The sequence below is a fragment of the Rhodopseudomonas pseudopalustris genome (genome assembly GCF_900110435.1).
Lineage (GTDB): Bacteria > Pseudomonadota > Alphaproteobacteria > Rhizobiales > Xanthobacteraceae > Rhodopseudomonas > Rhodopseudomonas pseudopalustris.
The window spans coordinates 66,231-90,293 of the sequence record NZ_FODT01000008.1 but is presented as its reverse complement, the minus strand read 5'-3'; the positions used below and the strand labels follow the sequence as shown (position 1 = coordinate 90,293).

The window sequence follows — 24,063 nt, the reverse complement described above, 5'->3', positions numbered from 1 at the left end:
AATCATCCGACCAAACGCCAGCGGAGAACTGCGTTGACAATAAGGGGCAAGGCCTACGTTGCCGGAATTTACGAACACCCGACGCGCTACGCGCCCGACAAATCCATCGCGCAACTCCATGCCGAAGTCGCCAAGGGCGCGCTGCAGGATGCCGGCCTGACCAAGGACGATGTCGACGGCTATTTCTGCGCGGGAGATGCACCGGGCGGCGTGATGGCGATGGTGGACTATCTCGGGCTGAAGGTCCGCCACCTTGATTCCACCGACACTGGCGGTTGTTCCTATCTGATCCATCTCGGCCACGCCGCAGAAGCGATCGCCGCGGGCCGTTGTTCGGTCGCGCTGATCACCCTGGCCGGCAAGCCGCGCACCGGCGCGCTGCCGCCGCGGCCTGTCGGGGCCGAGGGCGACTTCGAACTGGCCTATGGCGCGACGACCCACAACGTCTACGGCATGTGCGCGATGCGCCACATGCACGACTACGGCACCACCAGCGAACAGCTCGCCTGGATCAAGGTGGCGGCCTCGCATCACGCGCAATACAACGAGCACGCGATGCTGCGCGACGTCGTCACCGTCGAGGACGTGCTGAACTCGCCGTTGATCTCCGATCCGTTGCACCGGATGGATTGCTGCGTCGTCACCGACGGCGGCGGCGCGCTGATCGTCACCACCGAGGAGATCGCGCGCAGCCTCAAGAAGCCGCTGGTGCGGATGATCGGCGCCGGCGAGGCGATCAAGGGGCCGCGCGGTGGCCACAAGCTGGATCTGACATACTCGGCGGGCGTGTGGTCTGCGCCGCCGGCGTTCGAGATGGCCGGCGTGACGCCGAAGGACATCAAATACGCGTCGATCTATGACAGCTTCACCATCACCGTGCTGATGCAGCTCGAAGACCTCGGCTTCTGCGAGAAAGGCCAGGGCGGCAAGTTCGTGGCGGACGGCAATCTGATCTCGGGCGTCGGCAAGCTGCCGTTCAACACCGACGGCGGTGGGCTGTGCAGCAATCATCCGGTCAATCGCGGCGGCATGACCAAGCTGCTCGAAGCCGTGCGGCAATTGCGCGGCGAGGCGCATCCCAAGGTGCAGGTGCCGAACTGCGATCTGGCGCTGGCGCATGGGACCGGCGGCTTGCTCGGCATTCGCCATGCCGCATCGACCTGCATTCTGGAGCGCGTGTGATGAGCAATCCTGTGAAATATCCCGCGCCGCAGGGCAATCCCGAGACCAAGGCGTTCTGGGACGCGGCGACTGAAGGCAAACTTCTGATCAAGCGCTGCAACGGCTGCGGCGAGGCGCATTATTTTCCGCGCGCGCTGTGTCCGTTCTGTTTCTCCGACCAGACCGTGTGGGAGGAAAGCGCCGGCGAGGGCGAAATCTACAGCTACAGCCTGATGCGCAAATCCGCGACCGGGCCCTATGCGATCGGCTACGTCACGTTGAAGGAAGGCCCGTCGGTGCTGACCAATTTCGTCGATTGCGATTTCTCGGCACTGAAGATCGGACAGAAGGTCAAGGTGGTGTTCAAACCCAGCGACGGCGGCGCGCCGCTGCCGTTCTTCACGGTGGCTTAAGAACCTTCCCTTCTCCCCTTGTGGGAGAGGGTGCCGGTGCGCAGCACCGGCGGGTGAGGGGTTATGCAGTCGATGCAGCATCCCCTCACCACATCGAATGTGGGGCAACGTGCGTGGAGCCCTCTTCCACAAGGGGAGAGGGCGCAATTATCAACGCCGAAATAACAAGAAACGGGAGAATTCCATGTCGGCGCGCTACGACGAACTGATGGCTTTGAAAAGCACCGGCCAGAACTACGCCTACACCGATCGTGATGTGATGCTCTACGCTTACGGCATCGGCCTGGGGGCCGATCCGATGGACGAGCAGGAACTCGCCTTCGTCAACGAGGCGACCTACGCCGAGCGGCCGTTGAAAGTGATGCCGACCTTCGCCTCGGTCGCGGCGTGGGGCGCGGGCCCGGGCGAGATGAATCTCTATCGCCTGCTGGTCGTCGATGGCGAGCGCGATATCACCTTCCACCGGCCGATGCCGGCGGAAGCGAACATCACCGCCGATTCCAGCGTGCTTGCGGTCTATGACAAGGGCAAGGACAAGGGCGTCGTGATCCGTCACCAGACCATCCTGCGCAATGAGGCCGGCGAGGAGCTGGCGACCTTGCTGGCGTCGCGCTTCGCCCGCGGCGACGGCGGCTTCGGCGGCCCGGCGCTGGAGCAACCCGAGCCGCACAAGATGCCGAGCCGCGCCCCGGATCGCTCGGTTGATATCTCGACTCGGCCGGACCAGGCGCTGATCTACCGGCTGTGCGGCGATCGCAATCCGCTGCATTCCGATCCGGAGTTCGCCAGGAAGGCCGGCTTCCCGCGCCCGATCCTGCACGGCATGTGCACCTACGGCCTCACGTGTCGCGGCGTACTGCAAACCTATGCCGATTACGACGCCTCGGCGTTCAGGCAGCATGCGGTGCGGTTTTCGTCGCCGGTGTATCCAGGCGAGACCGTCACCATGGATCTTTGGAAGGATGGCAATGTGATTTCATTCGAGGCCAGGGTGAAGGCGCGGGACGTCACGGTGATCAAGAGCGGCAGGACCGTGCTGGGTTAGCGCTTTTTTCCAAAGCGGTTCGTCGGTGGAACCGGCACGAGGTCCGGGGTTTCGCGACGGCCCCCGCGTTGCAGCGTTATGAAGAATGCAGCGCTCGATCCGGGACATGACGGGCCTTTCGGGTTATGAACGTGCCGATTTTTGGACTTGGCCACCAGGAGACCCCATGAAACTGACCCCCGATGCCGCCGGCACCTTCGCCATCGCGCCGACGCCGTTCCATGAGGACGGCCGGATCGACGAATCGTCGATCGATCGGTTGTCCGACTTCTACGCCGAGGTCGGCTGCGAGGGCGTCACCGTGCTCGGCATTCTCGGCGAGGCGCCGAAGCTCGATGCGTCGGAGGCGGAAGCGGTGGCGACGCGTTTCGTCAAGCGTGCGAAGGCGCTGCAGGTGATCGTCGGTGTTTCGGCCCCGGGCTTCGCGACGATGCGCGCGCTGGCGCGGGCCTCGATGGATGCCGGCGCGGCCGGCGTGATGATCGCGCCGCCGCCGTCGCTGCGGACCGATGAGCAGATCACCGGCTATTTCCGGCAGGCCGTCGAGGCGATCGGCGACGACATTCCCTGGGTGCTGCAGGACTATCCGCTGACGTTGTCGGTGGTGATGACGCCCAACGTGATCCGGCAGATCGTGATGGACAGCCCGTCTTGCGTGATGCTCAAGCACGAGGATTGGCCCGGGCTGGAGAAAATCACCAAGCTGCGCGCCTTCCAGAAGGACGGCTCGCTGCGGCCGCTGTCGATCCTCACCGGAAATGGCGGGCTGTTCCTCGATTTCGAGATGGAGCGCGGCGCCGATGGCGCGATGACCGGCTATTGCTTCCCGGACATGCTGGTCGACGTCGTCAAGCTGTCCAAGGCCGGCCAGCGCGACCTCGCGCACAATCTGTTCGACGCGCATCTGCCGCTGATCCGCTACGAGCAGCAGCCGGGCGTCGGCCTGGCCGTGCGCAAATACGTGCTCAAGAAGCGCGGCATCATCGCGTCGAGTGCGCAGCGCAAGCCGGGCTCGAGCTTGAGCGAGACGGCGCGCGAGGAGGTCGACTATCTGCTGTCGCGGCTCGCGCGCGTGGACGAGCGGGCCGATTTCGAGCCTCGTTCGAAGGCGGCGGAGTAAAGCGATGTCGAGCGAACCGTCTGCCGCGCGCCCTGCATCCACCATCCTGCTGCTGCGCGACGGTGCAGACGGCTTCGACGTCTTCATGATGGTCCGGCACTATCAGATCGAGTTTGCGTCCGGGGCGCTGGTGTTTCCCGGCGGCAGCGTCGACGCCGCGGATGGCGACATCATCGCCCGGCCGGAGCTGTTCGCCAGCGCGGCGGCGGATTGTGAGCCTGCGCTGGAGTTCCGGATCGCGGCGATCCGCGAGACGTTCGAGGAAAGCGGCATCCTTCTGGCGCGGCCTCGTGGCAGCGATCAGCTCGTCGCCGCATCGCGCGCTGCCGAGATCGAGGCTTCGCACCGAACCGCATTGTGCGAAGGCAAGATTTCGTTTGCCGAGATCCTGGCGGACAACCAACTGGTCATGGCGCTTGATTTGCTCGTGCCCTATGCGCGCTGGATCACGCCGGAAAAACTGCCGAAGCGGTTCGACACCTGGTTCTTTCTCGCCGAAGCGCCGCCGGAGCAGCTCGGGATGCATGACGGCAAGGAATCCACCGATTCAATCTGGCTGTCGCCGAATGAGGCGATCGAAGGCGGCGAAAGCGGTCGCTTCACTCTGCCGTTTCCGACCACCCGCAACTTGATCCGTCTCGGCAAGCAACCGAGCGTCCGGCAAGCCCTCGAGGCGTCGCGGGGCCAACCGATCGTGACGGTGATGCCGATCCTGAGCCGGGACGGCGACAAGCGAACGCTGCGGATTCCAGCCGAAGCCGGCTATGACGGCGAGGTGTTCGAGTTCACGGGCAGTTAGTTCGCACCTGCGGCGTTGCGCTGCGGTGCGAACAACGCTGCGGCGCGGTAGCAGCTTTACAAATACAAGTCGCGCACTCTCTCAGGTTGACGCTTCTTCGAACGCGCGCAAAACTCCTGGTCAGGCCCGTTAGAGGCCGACCAGGGAGTGAACGCATGAAACAGCCTGCCGAGCCGGTGTGGTTTGCGCACCGATTCCTCCGTGACAGCACGCAAAAGCGATCCGCCAGCAGAGACCTGAGCGCCGGCGTGGCGGTCGCCGTCGTCGCGGTTCTGTTGCATGGAAGCGCTCTGGCGCAGGGCGCCAAGGGCTCCGCCGAACACATCCGCGCGGTCACCGGCGCGATCGACAGCGCGGCAATCGTCGCCAATGCCAAGACCACCAACGATTGGCCGAGCTACGGGCTCGATTACGCCGAGACCCGATTCAGCAAGCTCGATCAGATCAATGCCGACAACGTCAAGTCGCTCGGCCTGCAATGGAGCTACAGTCTCGGATCGGACCGCGGTGTCGAGGCGACGCCGGTGGTGGTCGACGGCATCATGTATGTGACCGCGTCGTGGAGCGTCGTCCATGCGGTCGACACGCGAACCGGCAAGAAGCTCTGGACCTACGACCCCGGCGTCGACCGGTCGAAGGGTTATCGCGGCTGCTGCGACGTCGTGAATCGCGGCGTTGCGCTCTACAAGGGCAAGGTCTTCGTCGGCGCCTATGATGGCCGCCTGGTTGCGCTCGATGCTGCGACCGGCGCGAAGGTCTGGGAGAAGGATACGCTGATCGACCACGAGCATTCCTACACGATCACCGGCGCGCCGCGGGTGTTCAACGGCAAGGTGGTGATCGGCAATGGCGGCGCCGAATATGGCGTGCGCGGCTATGTCACCGCTTACGACGCCGAGACCGGCAACCAGGCCTGGCGCTGGTTCACCGTTCCGGGCGATCCATCAAAGCCGTTCGAGGACGCCTCGATGGAAGCGGCGGCGAAGACCTGGGATCCGGCCGGCAAATGGTGGATCAACGGCGGCGGCGGCACGGCGTGGGACACCATCACCTTCGATCCCGACCTCAACATGGTCTACATCGGCACTGGCAACGGATCGCCCTGGAACAGGAGCTTGCGCAGCCCGGCCGGCGGCGACAACCTCTATCTCGGCTCGATTGTCGCGCTCAATGCCGACACCGGCAAATATGTCTGGCACTATCAGGAGACGCCCGGCGACAATTGGGACTACACATCCACCCAGCCGATGATCCTCGCCGACCTCACGATCGACGGTCAGCCGCGCAAGGTGGTGCTGCACGCGCCGAAGAACGGCTTCTTCTTCGTGATCGACCGCACCAACGGCAAGTTCATCTCGGCGAAGAATTTCGTCGATGTGAACTGGGCCACCGGCTACGACGCGGGCGGCAGGCCGATCGAGGCGCCGGAGGCGCGCTCGCCGGACAAATCCTTCGACAGCATTCCGGGGCCGTACGGCGCGCATAACTGGCACCCGATGTCGTTCAATCCGCAGACCGGCCTCGTCTATCTGCCGGCGCAAGGCGTGCCCATCAACCTGACCGGTGAAAAGGCGCTGACCCAGAACAAGATGGAGCCGTTCAAATTCGGCAGCACCACCGGCTGGAACGTCGGTTTTGCGCTGAATGCGACGCCGCCGAAGAACCTGCCGTTCGGCCGGCTGCTGGCCTGGGATCCGGTTCAGCAGAAGGAGGTCTGGCGCGCGGAGTATGTCGCGCCCTGGAACGGCGGCACCCTGACCACCGCAGGCAATCTCGTATTCCAGGGCACGGCGGACGGCCGCTTCGTCGCGTACAACGCCAAGACCGGCGAGAAATTGTGGCAAAGTCCGCTCGGCACCGGCGCGGTCGCAGCGCCGGCCACCTACATGGTCGACGGCGTGCAATATGTCTCGATCGCGGTCGGCTGGGGCGGCGTGTTCGGCATCAGCCAACGCGCGACCGAAACCGAAGCGCCGGGCACGGTCTACACTTTCGCGGTGGGCGGCAAGGCGCCGATGCCGGAATTCGCCAAGTATCAGATGGGCAATCTGCTGACCGGCATCGAATACGATCCGAAGGATGTCCCGGAGGGCACCGCGATCTATGTCGCGGCCTGCGCCACCTGCCACGGCGTGCCCGGAGTCGACCGTGGCGGCAACGTCAAGAACCTCGGCTACAGCACCACCGAAAAGATCGGGCACCTGAAGGACATCGTGTTCAAGGGGCCATTCCGCGACAAGGGGATGCCGGACTTCACCGGCAAGCTCACCGAGGCGGATGTGGTGAAGATCCAGGCCTTTATCCAGGGCACCGCAGACGCGATCCGGCCGAAATAGCGGCCGGCCGTCTGCACCGGGCTTCGCCAAACCTCCCGGTCAGGAACAAACTTGGTCGGAAAGAGCGGGCCTTCGCGGTTCGTGAGTCGTCCATCGGTGGTGCTGTCGCGGCAGCCTTGCCGATGGGCGTTGTTGCCGATCGTCGGACGCTATACCCTTCGCGGCGTATTTGTGGGAAGATAGTCGTCACGACGGGAGCAGCGGTTTCGCCGGTATGCCAAACGTAGTCGCAGCGTTCATCCAGAGCGTGAGGTCGCGCACGCTCTCGATCGGGCAGATGACGTTCGGCAGCTTCCTGCTGCTTCTCACCATCATTGCCATGACCAGCATCGGCAGCGTGGTCGCGATCCGCCATATCGACAGCACCTTCGCCGAGCTGCAGCGCTTGCATAGCGTCGGCGATCTCGCCGAAGAGATCGAACGGCGGATGAGCGATCTGCGTTCCACGGCGCGGCAGGTTGTCAGCGAGCCGAGCGGCCAGCCGGCCGGCAAGGTGTTCGAAGTCGCCTCGACACTGACCGCGCTTCTGAAAAAGACCCGTCTGGAAATCGATTCCGATCAGCAGGAGATGATCGACGGCGTCGCCGCACGCTTGAGCAACTATCGCGATGGACTGGAGCGCATCACTGCGCTGATGCCGCGGCGGGCAGAGATGGTCGCGAGCGTGCCGCCGATCAGCGAGGCGTTCGAGGCCGCCGTCGACGGGCTGCAGGACCGCACGCTCGCGACGACGCTGCACGCCGAACACAACAAGATCGCGGCCGCGCTGCTGTCGCGAGATCTCGGCGGCGCCGGCGCGGCTGCGCAGAGGATGCGCGCCATCCAGATCGGCGATCCGGCCGCTGCGATCGCCGTGCGCGACTACGCCGACGTGATCATATCGACCGCGGCGGTGGAGCAGGAGATCGCCCAGCTCGACCGCGATGTGCTCGGCGCCGAAGGCCGGCTGATCGCGCGGGTCACCGAATTGTTGCGCGACGTCAGCGCGCGGCGGGGCAGGGTGCTGTCGCGCGATCTTGCCCGGACGCTTGCGGAGGACAAGTGGCAGAGCATCGTTCTCGGCTCCGCCGGCGTGCTGGTCGGATTGATGGCGGCGGCGTTCGTCGTGCGGCGCACCGTCGGCCCGCTGGCTGCGATCACCGCGGCGATCCGTTCGCTTGCCGCCGGCCAGCAATACACCGCGATCCCGGCGACCGACGTCAAGAACGAGATCGGCGATATCGCCCGCGCCGCCGAGGTGTTCCGCCGGACATTGGTCGAGGCCGACAGCGCGCGGGAAGCCGCGGTGAGGGCGCTCGCCGAGCAGCGCCTCGCCGAGGAGAGCTATCGCAAGCTGTTCGAAGGCTCGATCGACGGCATCTACGTCACCACGCCCGAGGGCGCGTTGCTGAACGCCAATCCGGCGCTGGCGCGGATGATGGGTTACGAGAGCACGGCGGAGCTGATGCGGGAGACCGGCGAGGTTTCGCAGAAGATCTATGTCGACCCGCGCAAACGCGACGAATATCGCGCGCTGATGGAGCGCGACGGCATGGTGCGCGAATTCGAGTATCAGGCGTTCAAGCGCAATGGCGACGTGCTCTGGCTGTCCGACAGCGCCAGCGCGGTGCGCGACGAGACCGGCGCGGTGATCCGCTACGAAGGCGCGGTTCGTGACATCACCGACCAGAAGCGCGCGGAGAGTGCGATCGCCGAAGCACGCCGTCTGCTGCAGCAGGTGATCGACACCGTGCCCGCGGTGATCAACGTCAAGGACACCGAGCTGCGCTACGTGCTGATGAATCGCTACATGGCGAGCATCTTCGGCATTCATCCGAAGGACGCGATCGGCCGAACGACGGCCGAATTGATGTCGCGCTACGGCTCGCACAAGACCGATGCCAACGACAAGCGCGTGCTCGCGACAGGCGAGGGGCTCGGATTCTACGAGGAGGAATATCAGGACGCTACGGGTGCGATGCGACAGTGGCTGGTCAACAAGATGCCGCTGAAGGATTCCGGGCAGCGAATTGAGCGGATCGTGACGGTCGCCCTCGATATCGGCGAGCGCAAGCGCGGCGAACTCGAGATGCGCAAGGCGAAGGACGCAGCCGAGGCGGCGCTGCGCAATCTGCGCGAGACCCAGCAATCGCTGATCGAGGCCGAGAAGCTGGCCGCGCTCGGGCGTCTGGTCGCCGGCGTTGCGCACGAGGTCAACAACCCCGTCGGCATCAGTCTCACGGTCGCCTCGGCGCTCGAGCGCAAGACCGCGGTGTTCGCCTCCGAAGTCGGGCGCGGCGACCTGAAACGCTCCCGGCTCAACGAATTCCTCGACACCAGTCGCGATGCGTCCTCCCAGCTCGTCGCCAATCTCAACCGTGCCGCCGAACTGATCCAGTCGTTCAAACAGGTCGCGGCCGATCGCAACTACTCGGACCAGCGGGCGTTTGATCTCGGCGATCTGACCGAGCAGGTGGTGATGAGTCTGCGTCCGGGTCTGCGCAAGCATAATCTGACGCTGGACGTCGAATGCCAGCCCGGGCTGACGATGAATTCCTATCCCGGGCCTTATGGTCAGGTGCTGACCAACCTGTTCCTGAATTCGGTGGCGCATGCCTTTCCGAACGGCCGCGCCGGCACAGTCGAAATCAAGGTCCGCGCGTCCGGTCCGAACGATGTCGAGATCGTCTATGCGGACGACGGCTGCGGCATGAGCCTCGATGTGCGGAGGCGGGCGTTCGATCCGTTCTTCACCACGCGCCGCGATCAGGGCGGCACCGGACTCGGGCTGCACATCGTCTACAGCATCGTCACCAATCGCTTAGGCGGGCGGCTCGATCTCGACTCCGAGCCTGGCGGCGGCACGCGGATCAAGATGATCCTGCCGCGCGTCGCGCCGCGGGACCTGGTGGATCCGCCGGTCGCCAGCGCGCAAGCCTGATTGCGCGACGTTTGCGCGGTTCAGTCGGCTTCCGCCAGCCAGCGCAGCGTCGCCTTGAAGAGCTGGCTGGATTTTCCGACCAGGGCGGTGCCGTGCATCACCGCGGACGTATTCGTCCAGGTGCCGGAGACGCCGATTCCGACAGGCTCCCTCTGACCGCCGAATAGCGGGTTGGCATCGGGGCTGGGCGTATGCTGGCTGACGGTGACTTCGCCCTTGAAGGTGTCGCCGGTCGTCACGTAACTGCCGGTGTAGAACAGATAGGCGTCGCCACCCAGGATCTTGCCGTTCCTGAACAACGCAACGCCGCTGCCCTTGCCGGAGCGGCCGTCCAGCAGATCGGCGTGGATCGAATACAGCCCGTTTCTCATGTTGCCCCCGGGGCCTGCCCGCGTCGCAGTCCCTGTTCGGCGCGATCACCCCCGCTACTTTATGCAAAGCGTTGCGAATGGCGTCAACGCCGCAGGATCGCCGCCGGACGCTTTGGTCCGGACGACGATCCGAGAACGCGACGCAGTGGGGACCCGGCTCGATCAGGAGCCGGGTCCGATCGTTACGCGGCGCGGACGGTGCTGAGGAACTTGCCTACTTCGAGCTTCAGTCGTCGGCTGTCGCTCGACAGCGACTTTGCCGCCGACAGAACCTGCGTCGAGGCCGAGCCGGTCTCGTTGGCGCCGCGCTGGACGTCGTTGATATTGGAGGAGACCTGCTGCGTTCCTATCGCGGCCTGCTGCACGTTGCGGGAAATCTCCTGGGTCGCCGCGCCCTGTTCTTCGACCGCCGAAGCGATGGTCGAGGCGATCTCGGACAGTTTCTCGATGGTGCCGCTGATGTCCCTGATCGAGCCGACCGATTCCTGGGTCGCGGTCTGGATGCTGGAGATCTGCTGACTGATGTCGCCGGTCGCCTTGGCGGTCTGTTCGGCCAGAGCTTTCACTTCCGACGCCACCACAGCGAAGCCGCGCCCCGCCTCGCCGGCGCGCGCCGCCTCGATGGTGGCGTTGAGCGCCAGCAGATTGGTCTGGCCCGCGATGGTGTTGATCAGTTCGACGACATCGCCGATACGGGCCGCCGCCTTCGACAGTTCGCTGACGCGGTCGTTGGTCGCGCGCGCCTGATCGACGGCGTCATTGGCCATCCGGGCGGAACTCTGCACCTGACGGCTGATCTCGTTGACCGACGATGACAGTTCTTCGGTCGCCGAGGCCACCGATTGCACATTCGTGGTCGCTTCCTCGGAAGCGGCCGCGACCATGGTGGTGAGTTCCTGCGACCGTTCAGCCGTTGACGTCAGCTTCGTGGCGGAGGCTTCGAGTTCGGTCGAAGCCGACGAAACCGTTTCGACGATATCGCCGACGGCGGCTTCGAAGCTGTCGGCAAGCTGCATCATGTCGGCTTTGCGGCGCTGGGCGGCGGCGTGTTCCATCCTGGACTGTGTCTCGGCTTCTTCGCGGGCCTTCTGCTCCGCATTCCGGCTGATCACCACCACGGTCTTGGCGATGTCGCCGACCTCGTCGCCACGATTGGCGCCGGGAATCTCGGTATTGAGCTGACCGGCCGCAATTCTGCCGAGCGCGCCGTTCAGGCGGGTCAGCGGACGGCTGACGCCGACGAAAGAGAAGATCACGCTGCCGATCAGAGCGAGCATCACAGCGGCTGCGGCGATGAAGCTGATGCGATTGGCTTGAGACAGCTCCAAGGCGGCGCTGGCGTTCGCCTCGTGAGCGGCCTTGCCCGCAACGTCCACCGCTTCTCGCATCAATTGCGCGGATTGCGTGGCGATCGTCAGAGCCTGGGCTGATTGCTCCGTCTTCAATGCCTCCGCCTTGACAGATGCTGCGGACAGAGCGTGGAATGAATTGACTATGGTCAGAAACTTTTCGGTCGTCGCCAGGACATTTCGATCTGTCGAGGCGTTGTGCAGCAGCGCCAAGGCGGCGTTCAGATCGACCGACCGGCGCTCGATCGTCTTCAACTGGCCTTCCTCGCCCGTAGAGTAGTATCGCCAGCGCGCCGCGCGAATCGCATTGAAGTGCGTGTCGACCTCGTACATCGCCCGTTCGATTTCGATCCGGTTGCTCGCCGTTGATAGCGCAGACGAAGTCTTCAGAGCCTCAAAGGCCTTGCTCCATTCGGAGGACACATTGTCCCGCTTGCCGGCAGTGTCGAAGATTTCCAGAACCGTCTTGATCTGTTCGGATGCCTTCTTGTCGTAGGCATCCATGAGCGCAGCAATTTTCACCAGCCGTTCCCTGTTTTCCGGCTTTACGGTGCGCGGCGTCGCCAGCCCGAGCTGCTTGAGCGTGAGTGTGTGCATGTCCGACAGGGCGCTTGCAGCCTTCTCGACCTCCGAAGCGGTGCGCGCCAGCCTGACGTCACGCAAGGCGATCTGCATCCGCCGCAGCGCGACGTTCGCCTCCAGCGTGCGGTCGCTGATGAACTGCTGATTGTCAGCGAAGGTGTTGGCCGCCTGGATATCGCGCTCGGCGATCATCTGGTTGATCAGCATTCCTCCGCTCAGGACAACTCCCAGGAGTCCTACGAGGCCAAGTTTGTTACCAATCCGATTCAGACTCATGATGACGCTACTCCGAGCGAACCAATCACTGGTTGCGATTTGACGTTGCCACACCATCGTGTGATCACGATTAGCAAAACCTGAATTTTTGGTTTCGTAGGAATACCGGGCTGCTACGCTGGGCGGCCGACAGTGCGCTTTTCGATGAGTTGCGGGAAGTCACGACGGCGGCAAAACAATGCAGGGGCCCGGCCGGGTTGGGCCGTCCGCGATGCGCGCCGTTGAAGCGACTGCCTGACAGCCGCATTGAGACAAAAGGACGCAGAGTGGTTGGCGGGTCATGCGGGGCTTGGCGCGCCGGTCAGAACAAAACTACGAACTCATATGCAATTGATATTATGTTATAATTCTATCAACTCTCCACCGGCCTCATCTTTTCGTGCGGTCTGGTCGGGCGCATGAGGCAATAGGAACAGACCGCAGTCGAATGACGACCGGACATCTGCCGACGAGTATGTCGGCTGCTCGTGACCCCAAGCGGACGAGGCTATCCAATTACTTCCTTGCAAATCTCGGATGCCCGGACGCGCTCTCCTGCGTCCGGGTAGGCGGTCATTGCATCTCCGGCCCGGTTCGGAACAACGCCAGATCGACGTCAGGACTTACCGGGCCTGTCCATCTCTGATGCGTGTGGGGGCCGGATTGACGCTATTGGAACGGTCGAATGTTGGGATCGTTTCGGATCACAAATTCCGGGCAATCACGATGCGCTGCACGTCACTGGTGCCCTCATAGATCTGACAAACCCTGACATCGCGGTAGATTCGTTCGAGCGGGAAGTCGTTCAAATAGCCGTAGCCTCCCAGCGTTTGGATCGCCGCCGAGCACACCGCTTCGGCGGCTTCCGATGCCAACAGCTTGGCCATTGAAGCCTCGGTGAGGCAGGGCAACCCGGCCTCGCGCAGGCTGGCGGCGTGCAGTACCATCTGCCGCGCGGCCGCGATCCGAGTGGCCATATCGGCGAGGCGAAATGCCACCGCCTGATGCTCGATGATTGGCTTGCCGAAGGTAATGCGCTCGCGGGCGTAGTCGCGCGCAACCTCGAACGCGGCGCGCGCCATGCCGACCGCCTGCGACGCGATGCCGATGCGCCCGCCCTCCAGATTGGACAGCGCGATCTTTAGCCCTTCCCCCTCGGCGCCGAGCCTGAGGTCGGCGGGCAGGCGCATGTCGTTGAAGGCGAGCTGGCAAGTGTCGGAGGAATGCTGGCCGAGCTTGTGCTCCACCCGCACCACCTCGAAGCCCGGCGTATCGGTCGGCACGATGAAGGCCGTGATGCCCTTCTTTCCCGCTGCGGGATCGGTGACGGCGAACACGATGATGAGCTGACCATTCTTGCCCGAGGTGATGAACTGTTTTGCGCCGTTGATCACGTAGTGGTCGCCGTCGCGCCGCGCCGTGGTGCGCAGGTTCGAGGCGTCGGAGCCGGCCTGCGGCTCGGTCAGCGCGAAGCCGCCGATCCATTCGCCGCTGGCGAGCTTGGGCAGAAAGCGCTGCTTCTGCTCTTCGGTGCCGAATTTCAGGATCGGCATGCAGCCCACGGAGGAATGCACGCTGACGATCGTGGAGCAGGCGCCGTCACCGGCGGCGATCTCCTCCAAGGCGAGCGTATAGGCCACCATGCCGGTGTCGGAGCCGCCGTAGGCTTCCGGCACCAACATGCCGAGAAAGCCGAGCTGGCCCATCTCGGTCAGTTCGGCCCTTGGGAAGGAGTGAGCGGCATCGCGCGCCGCAGCGGTGGGCGCCAGCCGCTCGCGGGCGAAGTCGCGAGCAGCGTCGCGGATCTGGGTCTGGAGTTCGTCGAGGATCATTGTGTGCTCGCTGAGTTAGGATAACCGTTCCACGGCGACGGCGGTGGCCTCGCCGCCGCCGATGCACAACGAGGCGATGCCGCGCTTGAGGTCGTATTTTTCGAGCGCCGCCAGCAGCGTCACCAGCACGCGGGCGCCGGAGGCGCCGATCGGATGGCCGAGCGCGCAGGCCCCGCCATGGACGTTGACCTTGTCGTGCGGCAGGCCAAGGTCGTGCATCGCCGCCAGCGCCACCACCGCGAACGCCTCGTTGATTTCGAACAGGTCGACATCGGCGAGGTTCCAGCCGGTGCGCTCGGCGAGCTTCCGTATCGCGCCGATCGGCGCAGTGGCAAACAGATTGGGCTCATGGGCATGGGTGGCGTGGCCGGCGATAGCGGCAAGCGGGGTCAACCCGCGCCGATCGGCCTCCGAGCGACGCATCAGCACCAGAGCGGCGGCGCCGTCGGAGATCGACGAGGAGTTGGCCGCTGTCACCGTGCCGCCGTCGCGGAACGCCGGCTTCAGCGTCGGGATCTTGTCGAGTTTCGCTTTCAGCGGCTGTTCGTCGGTAGTCACGGTGATCTCGGACCTGCCGGACTTCACCGTCACCGGCGTTACCTCGCCGGCGAACGAGCCGTCCTTGATCGCGGTCTGTGCCCGGGTCAGCGAGGTGATGGCGAAATTGTCCTGCAGCTCACGGCTGAACTGGTAGTTCTGGGCACAGTCCTCGGCGAAGGTGCCCATCAGCCGTCCCTTGTCATAGGCGTCCTCGAGCCCATCGAGGAACATGTGGTCGAGCACACGGCCGTGGCCCATGCGATAGCCGCCGCGGGCACGGTCGAGCAGATAGGGCGCGTTGGTCATGCTCTCCATGCCGCCGGCGACCGCGATTGTCGCGCTTCCGGCGATCAGAAGATCATTGGCCAGCATCGCCGCCTTCATGCCCGAGCCGCACATCTTGTTGATGGTCGTGGCGCCGGTCGACAGCGGCAGCCCGGCGCCGAGCGCGGCCTGCCGCGCCGGGGCCTGGCCCTGACCGGCCGGCAGCACGCAGCCGAACACCACCTCGTCGATCGCGTCCGGTTTCAGCCCGGCGCGCGCGACCGCGGCTGCGATGGCGGCGGAGCCGAGCTGGGACGCAGTGGCGTCCTTCAGCTCGCCCTGGAAACCGCCCATCGGCGTGCGTGCGGAGCCGACGATAACGATGGGATCGTGGGACATGGAAATCCTCCCGGAGATGTGAGTTGTTCTGTTGTCAGCAGGATATCAGCGCGGAGCCATGCGCAGCGCGCCGTCGAGGCGGATCACCTCGCCATTCAACATGGTATTGGCGATGATGTGCTGCACCAGATCGGCATATTCCGACGGCCGGCCGAGGCGCGGCGGGAACGGCACGCTCTTGCCGAGCGCATCCTGCACCTCCTGCGGCATTCCCGCCATCATCGGCGTCTCGAAAATGCCCGGCGCGATGGTGACGACGCGGATGCCGTGCTGCGCCAGTTCGCGCGCCACCGGCAGCGTCATCGCCGCAACGCCGCCCTTGGAGGCGGAGTAGGCGGCCTGGCCGATCTGGCCGTCGAACGCCGCTACCGAGGCGGTGTTGATGATCACGCCGCGTTCGCCCTGATCATTCGCCGGCTGCTGGATCATCGCCTCGGCGGCGAGCCGGATCATGTTGAAGGTGCCGACCAGATTGATCGAGATGGCGCGGGCGAAGCTGGCGAGCTGATGCGGGCCCTTGCGGCCGACCACCTTTTCGCCGGGGGCGACGCCGGCGCAATTGACCAGGCCGGAAAGCTGGCCGAGCTCCTGCGCCAGCTTCACCGCCGCCTGGCCGTCTTCTTCCTTGGTGACGTCGGTGGTGAGGAAGCGAAAGCTGCCGCCGAGGTCGGCTTCGAGCACGGCGCCGGCGGCGGCATTGAGGTCGAGGCCGACCACCTTGGCGCCCGCGGCGACGAGGCTGCGGGCGGTGGCGGCGCCGAGGCCGGAGGCGGCGCCGGTGACCAGGACGACGCGATTGGTGATGTTCATTGTTCTGTCCGGTTTCTTGAATGCGTTGTTGCGGGTTCAGTGCGCCGACGGGGCCGGCGCATCCTTGCTCTGGTCGACATCGCGCTTGCGCAAAATGAACCGCTGCAGTTTGCCGCTCGGTGTCTTCGGCAACTGCTCCAGGAATTCGATCTCGCGCGGATAGGCGTGGGCGGAGAGCCGCTTCTTGACGTATTGGCGCAGCTCCTCGGCAAGTTGGTCGGTGGGTTCGACGTCATTGGCCAGCACCACATAGGCTTTGACGATTTCGGTGCGCTCGGCGTCAGGCTTACCGATCACCGCCGCCTCGATCACCGCCGGGTGTTCGATCAGCGCGCTTTCGACGTCGAATGGACCGATCCGGTAGCCCGACGAAGTGATGACGTCGTCGGAGCGGCCGACGAAACTGATCGAGCCATCGGGTTCCATCTCCACGGTGTCGCCGGTGCGGTAATAGCCGTTGGCGATGGCGGGAGTGTCCTGCTGCCAATAGCCAGAGAACCACATCAGCGGCGAGCGGGCGAGATCGACGCTGAGAATGCCCGGCACGTTAGCCGGCAGTTCGCGACTGTCGTCGTCGAGCACCGCGACGCGGAAGCCGGGCATGGCAAGACCCGCCGAGCCTGGATGCACGGTATGGCGCAGGCGATGGTGATTGTTGACCACCATGCCGAGCTCGGTCTGGCCGTAATGATCGTGGATCGGCGCGCCGAGATGTTCGGCGAACCAGCGAATCACTTCCGGGTTCAGCGGCTCGCCGGCGCTGCTGACGACGCGAAGCTGGCCCTTCACCGGAGCTGCCATCGCCGGACCCGCCGCAATCAGCAGTCGGTAGGCGGTGGGGGCGCCGGCGAGATTGGTGATGCCGCGGCGCTTGATCAGGCCGTAGGTGCTCTCGGCCGTGAACGGCCCGTCGAAAAAGGTGGTCGCGTGGCCGAGCAGCAAGGGACCGGTGACGGCGTAGTACAGCCCGTAGGCCCAGCCGGGATCGGCAATGTTCCAGAAGATGTCGTCCGGGCGCAGGTCGACCGCGTCGCGCATGTAGGAATAGAACGCCGGCAGCGCGTCGATCGGCACCGGCACGCCCTTGGGAAGGCCGGTGGTGCCCGACGTCGACATCATCAGGAACAGGTCACTGCCTTTGCGCAGCACCGGCTCGAACTGTGTGGATTTCGAAGCGATCTCGGCGTGGAAATCGAGGTCGCCGAGCGGGGCGCTTTCACCTGGGCGCGTGACGATCGCGACGGTCGGGCAGTCGACGACGTCGGCCAGCTTGGCCCGGTTGGCGAGGTCGGTGACCACCAGCTTGGCGGCGCTCATTTTGAGGCGGTGCTCGATCGCCTTGGGTCCGAAGGCGGTGAACAGCGGCTGATAGACGGCGCCGGCGCGCCAGGTGCCGAGGATCAAGGCAAGTAATTCGGGCGTCCGCGGCAACATGCCGGCGACCACGTCGCCGGGTTTGACGCCCTGCGCCACCAGCAGGTTGGCGACGCGGGCGGCATAGTCCTTCATCTCGGCGAAAGTGAAGGAGGCGGTGCGGCCGTCCTGGCTTTCCCAATCGAGCGCAATGCCGCCGCCTTCGACGTGGCGATCGCAGCATTCGACGCAGACGTTGAGGCCGGTTGCGAAATTGCCGTCGAAGAGGGCCTCGAGGTCGTCGCGGCGAAACCGCGCAAGGACGTCGGCATAATCTTCGGGGGCGGCGGCCGGACGAGGAGTGTTGCTCATGGTGCTTCTTCCCTTGCCCTCGTTGTTGGCACGAGGGGCTGACGCGAATGGATTCACAGGGGCGGATTAAGCGGCGGAACGCTGTGGCTTTCTAGGACCAAACTGACCTAAGTTTGTGATCGGTTTTGCCATATCAGCGGAAAGGCCGGTCCGATGGAGCGGCGGACAATTTCACCTCTGTTCGTAGAAGAAGTTTCGGATTGCCTGCGCCGCGCCGGCATTTCGCCTGGGCCGGTGCTGGCCTCCGCGGGCCTGCCCCAGATCGTTCGCGAGCGGGTGTCGGCCGCGCGATTTGGCGCGCTGTGGCTAGCGGTGGCGGCGGCGATGAACGACGAGTTCTTCGGCCTCGGCGGGCGACCGATGCGACCGGGCTCGTTCACGCTGCTCTGTCATGCCGTGCTCAATGCCCCGACGCTGGAGCAGGCGCTCAACCGGGCACTCCGATTCCTGAAGGTGGCGCTGGACGATCCTTGCGGCGTGCTGCAGGTCGAAGGCGACATCGCCCGCATCGTGTTGAAAGACAAGGGCGCGCCGCGCTCGGCGTTTGCCTATCGCACTTTCTGGATCGTGGTGCATGGCCTCGCCTGCTGGCTGGTGGGCCGGCGCCTGCCGCTGCGGCGGGTCGATTTCGCCTGCCGGCCGCCGGAGTTCGCGGCGGACTATCGGCTGTTTTTCGGGGCGTCGGTCAGGTTCGGCCAGCCAGAGAGCGCGCTGGCGTTCGACGCCGCCTATCTCAAACTCCGCCCCAACCGCACAGAACGGGCGCTGAAGGAATTTTTGCGGCGGGCACCGGCCAACATCCTGGTGCGCTACCGCCACGACGCCACCCTCACTGCGGCAATCCGAAATACGCTGCGGGCGCGACCGCCGACGGCGTGGCCGAACTTCGAGACGCTGGCGAAACAAATGAAGATACCAGCCTCCAGTTTGCGCCGCCGGCTGCGCGCAGAGGGACAAACCTACCAGACCATCAAGGATGAGATACGCCGGGTTCTCGCCATTCGATGGCTGGCGGAGAACGAGAAGCCGGTGGGCGACATCGCCGCTGACCTCGGCTTTGCCGAGCCCAGCGCTTTCCACCGCGCCTTCCGAAAGTGGATGGCGAAAAGCCCAGGCGCCTTCCGCCGCGAGGCGCTGGTTGGGTGAAGGCTGGTTGGGTGAAGGCTGGTTGGGTGAAGGCTGGTTGGGTGAAGGCTGGTTGGGTGAAGCCTTGGCAGCTTTTCGGCCGCAGCAACCATTCTGAAGCTCTTATCGAACCCCGATTTGTAGCGTGCACAAGACCTGCGTTATCTGAACGCGCCATGGATCAGGCACGAAGACATCGCGCTGGTCAGGTGCAATGTTCGCTGTCTCGTTCTGAATGGTGACGAAATGGCGCGCTCGGAAGGATTCGAACCTCCGGCCCTCGGAATCGAAATCCGATGCTCTATCCAGCTGAGCTACGAGCGCCTTGCCAATGTGCCTGACCGCGGCGAAGCAGTCGGACATTGGCCGATTACCGCATTTTTGCCGGGATTTACAAGGGGGTGCGGAGAAATGCCCATCTTTTCGCCGGAATGCGATGCTTAACGAAATCCAAACAAAGTGAAGCCAGATTAAGGGCTTGACGGTGTCGTCGCGCCGTTGTCCTGTCCTTTCAGCCCATCCGGTTGCCGATCGCCCATGCCAAGATTGCTTGCCTCGCTGCTGCTCCCCTTGATGCTGATGGTGTCGCCGGCGCGCGCCGATCTGCACATCACACGTGATCACGGCGGCTACGTCACCGAATACAAGGCCAAGTACGAGCGGATCCGCGACCGCCGCGAGCGCGTGATCATCGACGGCATCTGCAATTCGGCCTGCACCATGGTGTTCGGCATCGTGCCGCTGAACAAGATCTGCGTCACGCCGCGCGCCAGCCTCGGCTTCCATCTCGCTTATTACGACAAGTCCTTCACCTTCGGCATCAAGGTCACCAGCCTCGAGGGCACCTCCGAACTGATGGGCTATTACCCGCAGCCGGTGAAGGACTGGATCAACCGGAACGGCGGCCTCACCAACGACATGAAGAAGATCAAGAACGGCGCCGAGCTGTGGAAGATCGTCGATCCGTGCCCGGAAGAATTCTGATCGACCTGGGTCGCTGAAACCACCCGGGTTGCGCCGCGCATTTCGCGGTTGCCGCCTGCCTGCCGATCGGGCACTCAAGCCGCGCGATGACAAAATCCACCGACCATCTGGCCGCGCGCGCGGCGCCTGCGATCTTCGTGGTGCTGTGGAGCACCGGTTTCGTCGGCACCAAATATGCGCTGACCGGCGCCGAGCCGCTGACCTATCTGTCGATCCGGATGGTGCTGGTGGTGGCGCTGATGGCGATCATCGTGGCGATCAGCCGGCCACGCTGGCCAAATCTCGCCGGCATCGGCCACAGCATCGTCGCCGGCATTCTGGTGCACGGCATCTATCTGGCCGGCACGGCGATTGCGATCGCCCATTCGGTGCCGGCGGGGCTGTCGGCTCTGATCCCCGGCCTGCAGCCGATCCTGACCTCGACGCTGGCGAACCGCTGGCTCGGCGAGCGCGTCACCGCGCAGCAATGGGCGGGGCTGGCGCTGGGCCTCGGCGGGGTGCTGATGATCATGCACAATCGCACGATCAGCGGCGACGCCGGGTGGGGCTGGTTGGCGTCGGGATGTTCGCTGGTCGGCATCACCGTCGGCACGCTGTATCAGAAGCGGTTCTGCGGCGGCGTCGACTGGCGCTCCGGCAACATCGTGCAGTATCTCGCCGCCCTGGCGTTCTTCGCCGCGGGCGCATTTCTGTTTGAAGCCCGGGTGGTGAACTGGACCACCGAGTTCGTACTGGCGCTGACCTGGCTCGCAGTGGTGCTGTCGATCGGCACGATCGGCCTGCTGTACTGGCTGATCCGTCGCTCGGCCGCGACCTCGGTGGCGAGCCTGTTCTACCTGGTGCCGGCCGTGACGGCCTTGATGGCCTATGTGCTGTTCGACGAGCAGCTCGATGCGGTGGCGATCGCCGGCATGGCGACCTGTGCCGCCGCGGTGTTTCTGGTCAATCGCGCCAAGGCGTAGTTGCTTTTCACCTTCGCTCGTCTCGGTCCCTGTTCTGCGAAGCGGCATAGCGCCCGCGACACGGCAGGAGAGCGGTCCTCCATGAAGCGCAAAGCGGCGCCCCACATCATCGCCGTCATCCCCCGCGAAAGCGGGGGACACAGTATCGCAGAGCGTGCCTATGCAGGCACTGCGCGAACACCTCGATTGCTCTGGGATACTGGGTCGCCCCGTCGGAGCCGGGCGATGACGGGTGTGAGTGATGGACGCGCTGTGTCCCATCACGATCTCCGATGCAGAATATCAAACAGCCACGGCAATTCCCTCTCGCGGCTCATCGAGCCCGAGCTGTGCACCCGTCGCTGTCACAGCGAGGGGTGGGGGCGCGCCGGTCGGCGCAAAGGTGGTGAGTGTCGCGATGGCTTGCGCACCATCGCGCAACGCCTCGTCAGCGCGCCCACCGCGGCGGTTTTGGGCGTCGGGACCGTTCTTCCGGGGGCAGGGAGATTTCGGGGATTTCCCCCGCCTCTGCTGCGCCCGTCCAGCCACGAAAGCGGCAGCCGCTCATAGTAGCGGCGGACGGTGACCCTCTGCCTCCCGGACGCGTGCTTGCGAGGCACAGCGCGCAGGACGCCGCGTCCAGCCGACATCGCCAGCAAGCTGGCCACGCCGGGTTATCATGGAGGCCAGTCGCCCGGCCTTCGTGATCTGTCCCGCAATCCGACGCCTCATGATGCGCCCCTCACGGACAGGACGGTGCGGACTATATTCATAATAGGAATATTGTCAAGGGGCGGGAGGGTGGGGCTCGCTCCGCTCCGCTCAGCCCATCCTGCGGCCGCCACCCTCGCGGTCGTCATTCCGGGCGCGCGACGGAGCGAACCGGAATCCATAACCACCGGCGTCAGCGGTCCGAAACGGAGTTCGCAACGGTGGACCTGAACGTGAGCGCAGGGCGTATGGATTCCGGGTTCGCTGACTTCGTGAGCGCCCCGGAATGACGAACGCGAGTCCGGGGAGATCGCCCGACCGCACAGCAAAAAGCCTCCGGTGATGATCCGGAGGCTTCCGCTTGCCGACGCTGGCGAGAGGCTCAGCGCTTCGACTTCTTGGCCTTCTTGGCGGCCTTCTTGCCGGCCTTCTTGGCAACTTTCTTGTCGGCCTTCTTATCGGCCTTCTTAGCTGCCTTCTTGGTGGTCTTCTTGACCGCCTTCGCAGCCTTCTTGGCGGTCTTCTTCGCCTTCTTGGCCGCGCCCTTCGCCGCCTTCTTTGCCGTCTTCACGGCCTTCTTGGCGGTGGACTTCTTGGCTGCGGCCTTCTTGGCGGGGGCCTTCTTGGCTTTCTTCGCCTTCTTGCCCGTCACCTTCTTGGCGACCTTCTTCGCCGCCTTGGTGGCGGCCTTGCGGGCCTTCTTCACCGCCTTCTTGGCTTCGTCAGCGGCGTTGCTGATGGCGTCAGTCACCTGATCGAAAATCGGCTTGTCGTCGTCCATGTCGTCCCCCAGGGGTTTTGCAGACGGTTTACAGATGGAATCGACGATAGCCGATTCGCGAGTGTTAGTAGTGGCGCTAAGCGAAGTTGTTCAATGCTGACGCGTTTTGGCGTAAGCCGCAAGCGCGCGCTCGCGTCCGACCCGGTGATCGACGATCGGCTCCGGATAATTGCCGCCGAGTGTGACGCCCGCCGCTGCGAGTTCGAACGGCGTCGCAGTCCATGGCTGGTGGATGAATTTAGCGGGAAGCGAGGCGAGTTCAGGCACCCAGCGACGCACATAGTCGCCGGCCGGGTCGAATTTTTCTCCCTGCAGGATGGGATTGAACACGCGAAAATACGGCGCGGCATCGGCGCCGGAGCCCGCGACCCACTGCCAATTGGCCGGATTGCTGCCGGCATCGGCGTCGACCAGCGTGTCCCAGAACCATTGCTCGCCGCAGCGCCAGTCGATCAGCAGATGCTTCACCAGGAACGACGCCACCACCATGCGGACGCGATTGTGCATCACGCCGGTGTGCCAGAGCTCGCGCATTCCCGCATCGACGATCGGATAACCGGTGCCGCCGCGCTGCCAGGCGTGCAGCGCGGCGGCGTCGGTGATCCAGGGAAAGGCGTCGAATGAGGCCTGCAGATTGCGCTCGGCGAGATCGGGATGATCGTGCAGCAAATGCCGGCAGAACTCGCGCCAGCCGAGTTCGCTCAGGAACTTGTCGATGTCGCCGGCGATCGCGGGCCGCTCCGCCGCGGCGAACCGCGCCGCGTACCAGACCTGACGCGGGCTGATCTCGCCGAACCGCAGATGCGGCGACAGCCGCGACGTCGCAGCGCAGTCGGGCCGGTCGCGGCCTTCGGTGTAGCCGGGCAGGCCGTCGAGGAATGCGGTGAGGTTGTGGTGCGCGGCGCCTTCGCCGGGCGTCCAGCTTTCGCGCAGGCCGCCGGCCCAGTCCGGTTTGGTTGGCTCGAGCATCCAGCTATCAAGCTGATCGCCGGACAGACCTTGCGTGGCGCTCAGGGTTTTCGGCGCCGGCAGCAGCTTCGGCGGATCGCCAAGGCCGAGCACACGCCGCCAGAACGGCGTGAACACGCGCAGTCCGCGGCCTTCTTTGGTGCGCACCTGCGCCGGTGTAGCGAGCAGATCGCCGCGATGGCGGTGGTGATCGATCCCGGCGACGCTCAACGCTTCGGCGAGGTCGTCGGCGACAGCGCGATGCGGCGCGATCTCGATCTCGTTCCAGTGCACCGCGCTGGCGTCGACCTGGCGCGCCAGCTCGGCGATGATCGCGGCGGCCGGTCCGCGGCGCAGGATCAGCCGCGCGCCGCGCTTCTCCAAACTGGCAGCGAGCGCGCGCAGCGATTGCGCCAGCCACCAGCGCGATGCGCCGCCGAGCGGCCGGGCCTGCGGCGAGCGGAGCTGCGCGCTGTCTTCGTCGAAGACGTAGATGCAGATCAGCGGGCCGCCGGATGCGGCAGCTTGATGCAGGGCAGGGTGATCGGACAGCCGCAGATCGTCGCGAAACCAAACGATGACGGGGCGGGGCGTGTTGTTGGGCATCAGGACAGTGCAATCCTGCGAGAGGGATTTTGATCCGCGGCGCGCG

Annotated in this window: 18 protein-coding genes and 1 tRNA gene; 10 read left to right on the top strand and 9 right to left on the bottom strand. The window is 64.8% G+C overall.

Features of this window, described 5'->3' with window-relative positions:
* Nucleotides 1–33: 33 nt before the first annotated feature.
* The 7 genes from BMY71_RS16380 to BMY71_RS16350 all read left to right on the top strand — a co-directional run bounded on the left by BMY71_RS16380 (nucleotide 34) and on the right by BMY71_RS16350 (nucleotide 9,794).
* Nucleotides 34–1,182 carry a thiolase domain-containing protein gene (locus BMY71_RS16380; protein WP_092685125.1) on the top strand — a complete coding sequence of 383 codons (1,149 nt, stop codon included), beginning with the start codon at nucleotides 34–36 and terminating at the stop codon, nucleotides 1,180–1,182.
* Nucleotides 1,182–1,574, top strand: coding sequence for a Zn-ribbon domain-containing OB-fold protein (locus BMY71_RS16375; RefSeq protein ID WP_011503514.1), 393 nt, complete (start codon nucleotides 1,182–1,184; stop codon nucleotides 1,572–1,574). The genes BMY71_RS16380 and BMY71_RS16375 overlap by 1 nt, the downstream gene beginning before the upstream one ends.
* A gap of 184 nt (nucleotides 1,575–1,758) precedes the next feature.
* The gene (locus BMY71_RS16370) at nucleotides 1,759–2,619 is read left to right on the top strand and encodes a MaoC family dehydratase (RefSeq protein WP_092685123.1); all 861 of its coding nucleotides are present in this window, start codon (nucleotides 1,759–1,761) and stop codon (nucleotides 2,617–2,619) included.
* Between the two features lie 166 nt (nucleotides 2,620–2,785).
* Nucleotides 2,786–3,739 (top strand): dihydrodipicolinate synthase family protein, encoded by a 954-nt coding sequence (locus tag BMY71_RS16365; RefSeq protein ID WP_092685121.1) that lies wholly within the window; start codon nucleotides 2,786–2,788, stop codon nucleotides 3,737–3,739.
* Nucleotides 3,740–3,743: 4 nt separating this feature from the next.
* Entirely contained in the window at nucleotides 3,744–4,538 is a 795-nt protein-coding gene (locus BMY71_RS16360; RefSeq protein ID WP_092685119.1) for an NUDIX hydrolase, read from the top strand.
* Between the two features lie 155 nt (nucleotides 4,539–4,693).
* Nucleotides 4,694–6,874 carry a PQQ-dependent dehydrogenase, methanol/ethanol family gene (locus BMY71_RS16355; protein ID WP_092685117.1) on the top strand — a complete coding sequence of 727 codons (2,181 nt, stop codon included), beginning with the start codon at nucleotides 4,694–4,696 and terminating at the stop codon, nucleotides 6,872–6,874.
* Between the two features lie 214 nt (nucleotides 6,875–7,088).
* Nucleotides 7,089–9,794 (top strand): PAS domain S-box protein, encoded by a 2,706-nt coding sequence (locus BMY71_RS16350; protein ID WP_092685115.1) that lies wholly within the window; start codon nucleotides 7,089–7,091, stop codon nucleotides 9,792–9,794.
* Nucleotides 9,795–9,814: 20 nt separating this feature from the next.
* Here BMY71_RS16350 and BMY71_RS16345 read toward each other — a convergent pair whose 3' ends face one another.
* From BMY71_RS16345 to BMY71_RS16320, 6 genes are all read right to left on the bottom strand, one after another.
* On the bottom strand, nucleotides 9,815–10,165 hold the full coding sequence (locus BMY71_RS16345) for a GrlR family regulatory protein (protein ID WP_092685113.1): 351 nt from the start codon (nucleotides 10,163–10,165) through the stop codon (nucleotides 9,815–9,817).
* Nucleotides 10,166–10,347: 182 nt separating this feature from the next.
* On the bottom strand, nucleotides 10,348–12,372 hold the full coding sequence (locus BMY71_RS16340; protein WP_092685111.1) for a methyl-accepting chemotaxis protein: 2,025 nt from the start codon (nucleotides 12,370–12,372) through the stop codon (nucleotides 10,348–10,350).
* A 683-nt stretch (nucleotides 12,373–13,055) separates the two neighbouring features.
* Nucleotides 13,056–14,183 (bottom strand): acyl-CoA dehydrogenase family protein, encoded by a 1,128-nt coding sequence (locus BMY71_RS16335; RefSeq protein ID WP_011503506.1) that lies wholly within the window; start codon nucleotides 14,181–14,183, stop codon nucleotides 13,056–13,058.
* 15 nt (nucleotides 14,184–14,198) lie between these two features.
* Complete coding sequence (locus BMY71_RS16330; protein WP_092685109.1) at nucleotides 14,199–15,386, bottom strand: acetyl-CoA C-acyltransferase; 1,188 nt, start codon at nucleotides 15,384–15,386, stop codon at nucleotides 14,199–14,201.
* Between the two features lie 45 nt (nucleotides 15,387–15,431).
* Entirely contained in the window at nucleotides 15,432–16,196 is a 765-nt protein-coding gene (locus BMY71_RS16325; RefSeq protein ID WP_092685107.1) for a 3-hydroxyacyl-CoA dehydrogenase, read from the bottom strand.
* Nucleotides 16,197–16,232: 36 nt separating this feature from the next.
* On the bottom strand, nucleotides 16,233–17,921 hold the full coding sequence (locus BMY71_RS16320; protein WP_011503503.1) for an acyl-CoA synthetase: 1,689 nt from the start codon (nucleotides 17,919–17,921) through the stop codon (nucleotides 16,233–16,235).
* Nucleotides 17,922–18,074: 153 nt separating this feature from the next.
* Here BMY71_RS16320 and BMY71_RS16315 point away from each other — a divergent pair, with 153 nt between their 5' ends.
* The gene (locus BMY71_RS16315) at nucleotides 18,075–19,067 is read left to right on the top strand and encodes an AraC family transcriptional regulator (protein WP_011503502.1); all 993 of its coding nucleotides are present in this window, start codon (nucleotides 18,075–18,077) and stop codon (nucleotides 19,065–19,067) included.
* 226 nt (nucleotides 19,068–19,293) lie between these two features.
* Here the strand turns inward: BMY71_RS16315 and BMY71_RS16310 are convergent.
* Nucleotides 19,294–19,370 (bottom strand) — tRNA-Arg (locus BMY71_RS16310).
* Nucleotides 19,371–19,583: 213 nt separating this feature from the next.
* On the opposite strand from BMY71_RS16310, the gene BMY71_RS16305 reads away from it, so the two are divergent.
* A complete protein-coding gene (locus BMY71_RS16305) occupies nucleotides 19,584–20,030 on the top strand; it encodes a hypothetical protein (protein WP_011503501.1) in 447 nt (148 codons plus the stop codon).
* An 86-nt stretch (nucleotides 20,031–20,116) separates the two neighbouring features.
* Nucleotides 20,117–20,992, top strand: a complete 876-nt coding sequence (locus BMY71_RS16300) for a DMT family transporter (protein ID WP_092685105.1) — start codon at nucleotides 20,117–20,119, stop codon at nucleotides 20,990–20,992.
* A 1,072-nt stretch (nucleotides 20,993–22,064) separates the two neighbouring features.
* Here BMY71_RS16300 and BMY71_RS16295 read toward each other — a convergent pair.
* Both BMY71_RS16295 and BMY71_RS16290 read right to left on the bottom strand, forming a co-directional pair.
* Complete coding sequence (locus tag BMY71_RS16295; RefSeq protein WP_092685103.1) at nucleotides 22,065–22,463, bottom strand: hypothetical protein; 399 nt, start codon at nucleotides 22,461–22,463, stop codon at nucleotides 22,065–22,067.
* Nucleotides 22,464–22,553: 90 nt separating this feature from the next.
* Nucleotides 22,554–24,017, bottom strand: coding sequence for a cryptochrome/photolyase family protein (locus tag BMY71_RS16290; RefSeq protein WP_092685101.1), 1,464 nt, complete (start codon nucleotides 24,015–24,017; stop codon nucleotides 22,554–22,556).
* Nucleotides 24,018–24,063 lie beyond the last annotated feature (46 nt).

What these genes read in the sequence shown, in the direction of transcription:
- BMY71_RS16315 (WP_011503502.1), top strand. Translation starts at nt 18,075, where the DNA reads ATGGAGCGGCGGACAATTTCACCTCTGTTCGTAGAAGAAGTTTCGGAT.
- BMY71_RS16360 (WP_092685119.1), top strand. Translation starts at nt 3,744, where the DNA reads ATGTCGAGCGAACCGTCTGCCGCGCGCCCTGCATCCACCATCCTGCTG.
- BMY71_RS16340 (WP_092685111.1), bottom strand. Translation starts at nt 12,372, where the DNA reads ATGAGTCTGAATCGGATTGGTAACAAACTTGGCCTCGTAGGACTCCTG.
- BMY71_RS16335 (WP_011503506.1), bottom strand. Translation starts at nt 14,183, where the DNA reads ATGATCCTCGACGAACTCCAGACCCAGATCCGCGACGCTGCTCGCGAC.
- BMY71_RS16325 (WP_092685107.1), bottom strand. Translation starts at nt 16,196, where the DNA reads ATGAACATCACCAATCGCGTCGTCCTGGTCACCGGCGCCGCCTCCGGC.
- BMY71_RS16300 (WP_092685105.1), top strand. Translation starts at nt 20,117, where the DNA reads ATGACAAAATCCACCGACCATCTGGCCGCGCGCGCGGCGCCTGCGATC.
- BMY71_RS16295 (WP_092685103.1), bottom strand. Translation starts at nt 22,463, where the DNA reads ATGGACGACGACAAGCCGATTTTCGATCAGGTGACTGACGCCATCAGC.
- BMY71_RS16370 (WP_092685123.1), top strand. Translation starts at nt 1,759, where the DNA reads ATGTCGGCGCGCTACGACGAACTGATGGCTTTGAAAAGCACCGGCCAG.
- BMY71_RS16375 (WP_011503514.1), top strand. Translation starts at nt 1,182, where the DNA reads ATGAGCAATCCTGTGAAATATCCCGCGCCGCAGGGCAATCCCGAGACC.
- BMY71_RS16345 (WP_092685113.1), bottom strand. Translation starts at nt 10,165, where the DNA reads ATGAGAAACGGGCTGTATTCGATCCACGCCGATCTGCTGGACGGCCGC.
- BMY71_RS16305 (WP_011503501.1), top strand. Translation starts at nt 19,584, where the DNA reads ATGCCAAGATTGCTTGCCTCGCTGCTGCTCCCCTTGATGCTGATGGTG.
- BMY71_RS16350 (WP_092685115.1), top strand. Translation starts at nt 7,089, where the DNA reads ATGCCAAACGTAGTCGCAGCGTTCATCCAGAGCGTGAGGTCGCGCACG.
- BMY71_RS16320 (WP_011503503.1), bottom strand. Translation starts at nt 17,921, where the DNA reads ATGAGCAACACTCCTCGTCCGGCCGCCGCCCCCGAAGATTATGCCGAC.
- BMY71_RS16365 (WP_092685121.1), top strand. Translation starts at nt 2,786, where the DNA reads ATGAAACTGACCCCCGATGCCGCCGGCACCTTCGCCATCGCGCCGACG.
- BMY71_RS16290 (WP_092685101.1), bottom strand. Translation starts at nt 24,017, where the DNA reads ATGCCCAACAACACGCCCCGCCCCGTCATCGTTTGGTTTCGCGACGAT.
- BMY71_RS16330 (WP_092685109.1), bottom strand. Translation starts at nt 15,386, where the DNA reads ATGTCCCACGATCCCATCGTTATCGTCGGCTCCGCACGCACGCCGATG.
- BMY71_RS16355 (WP_092685117.1), top strand. Translation starts at nt 4,694, where the DNA reads ATGAAACAGCCTGCCGAGCCGGTGTGGTTTGCGCACCGATTCCTCCGT.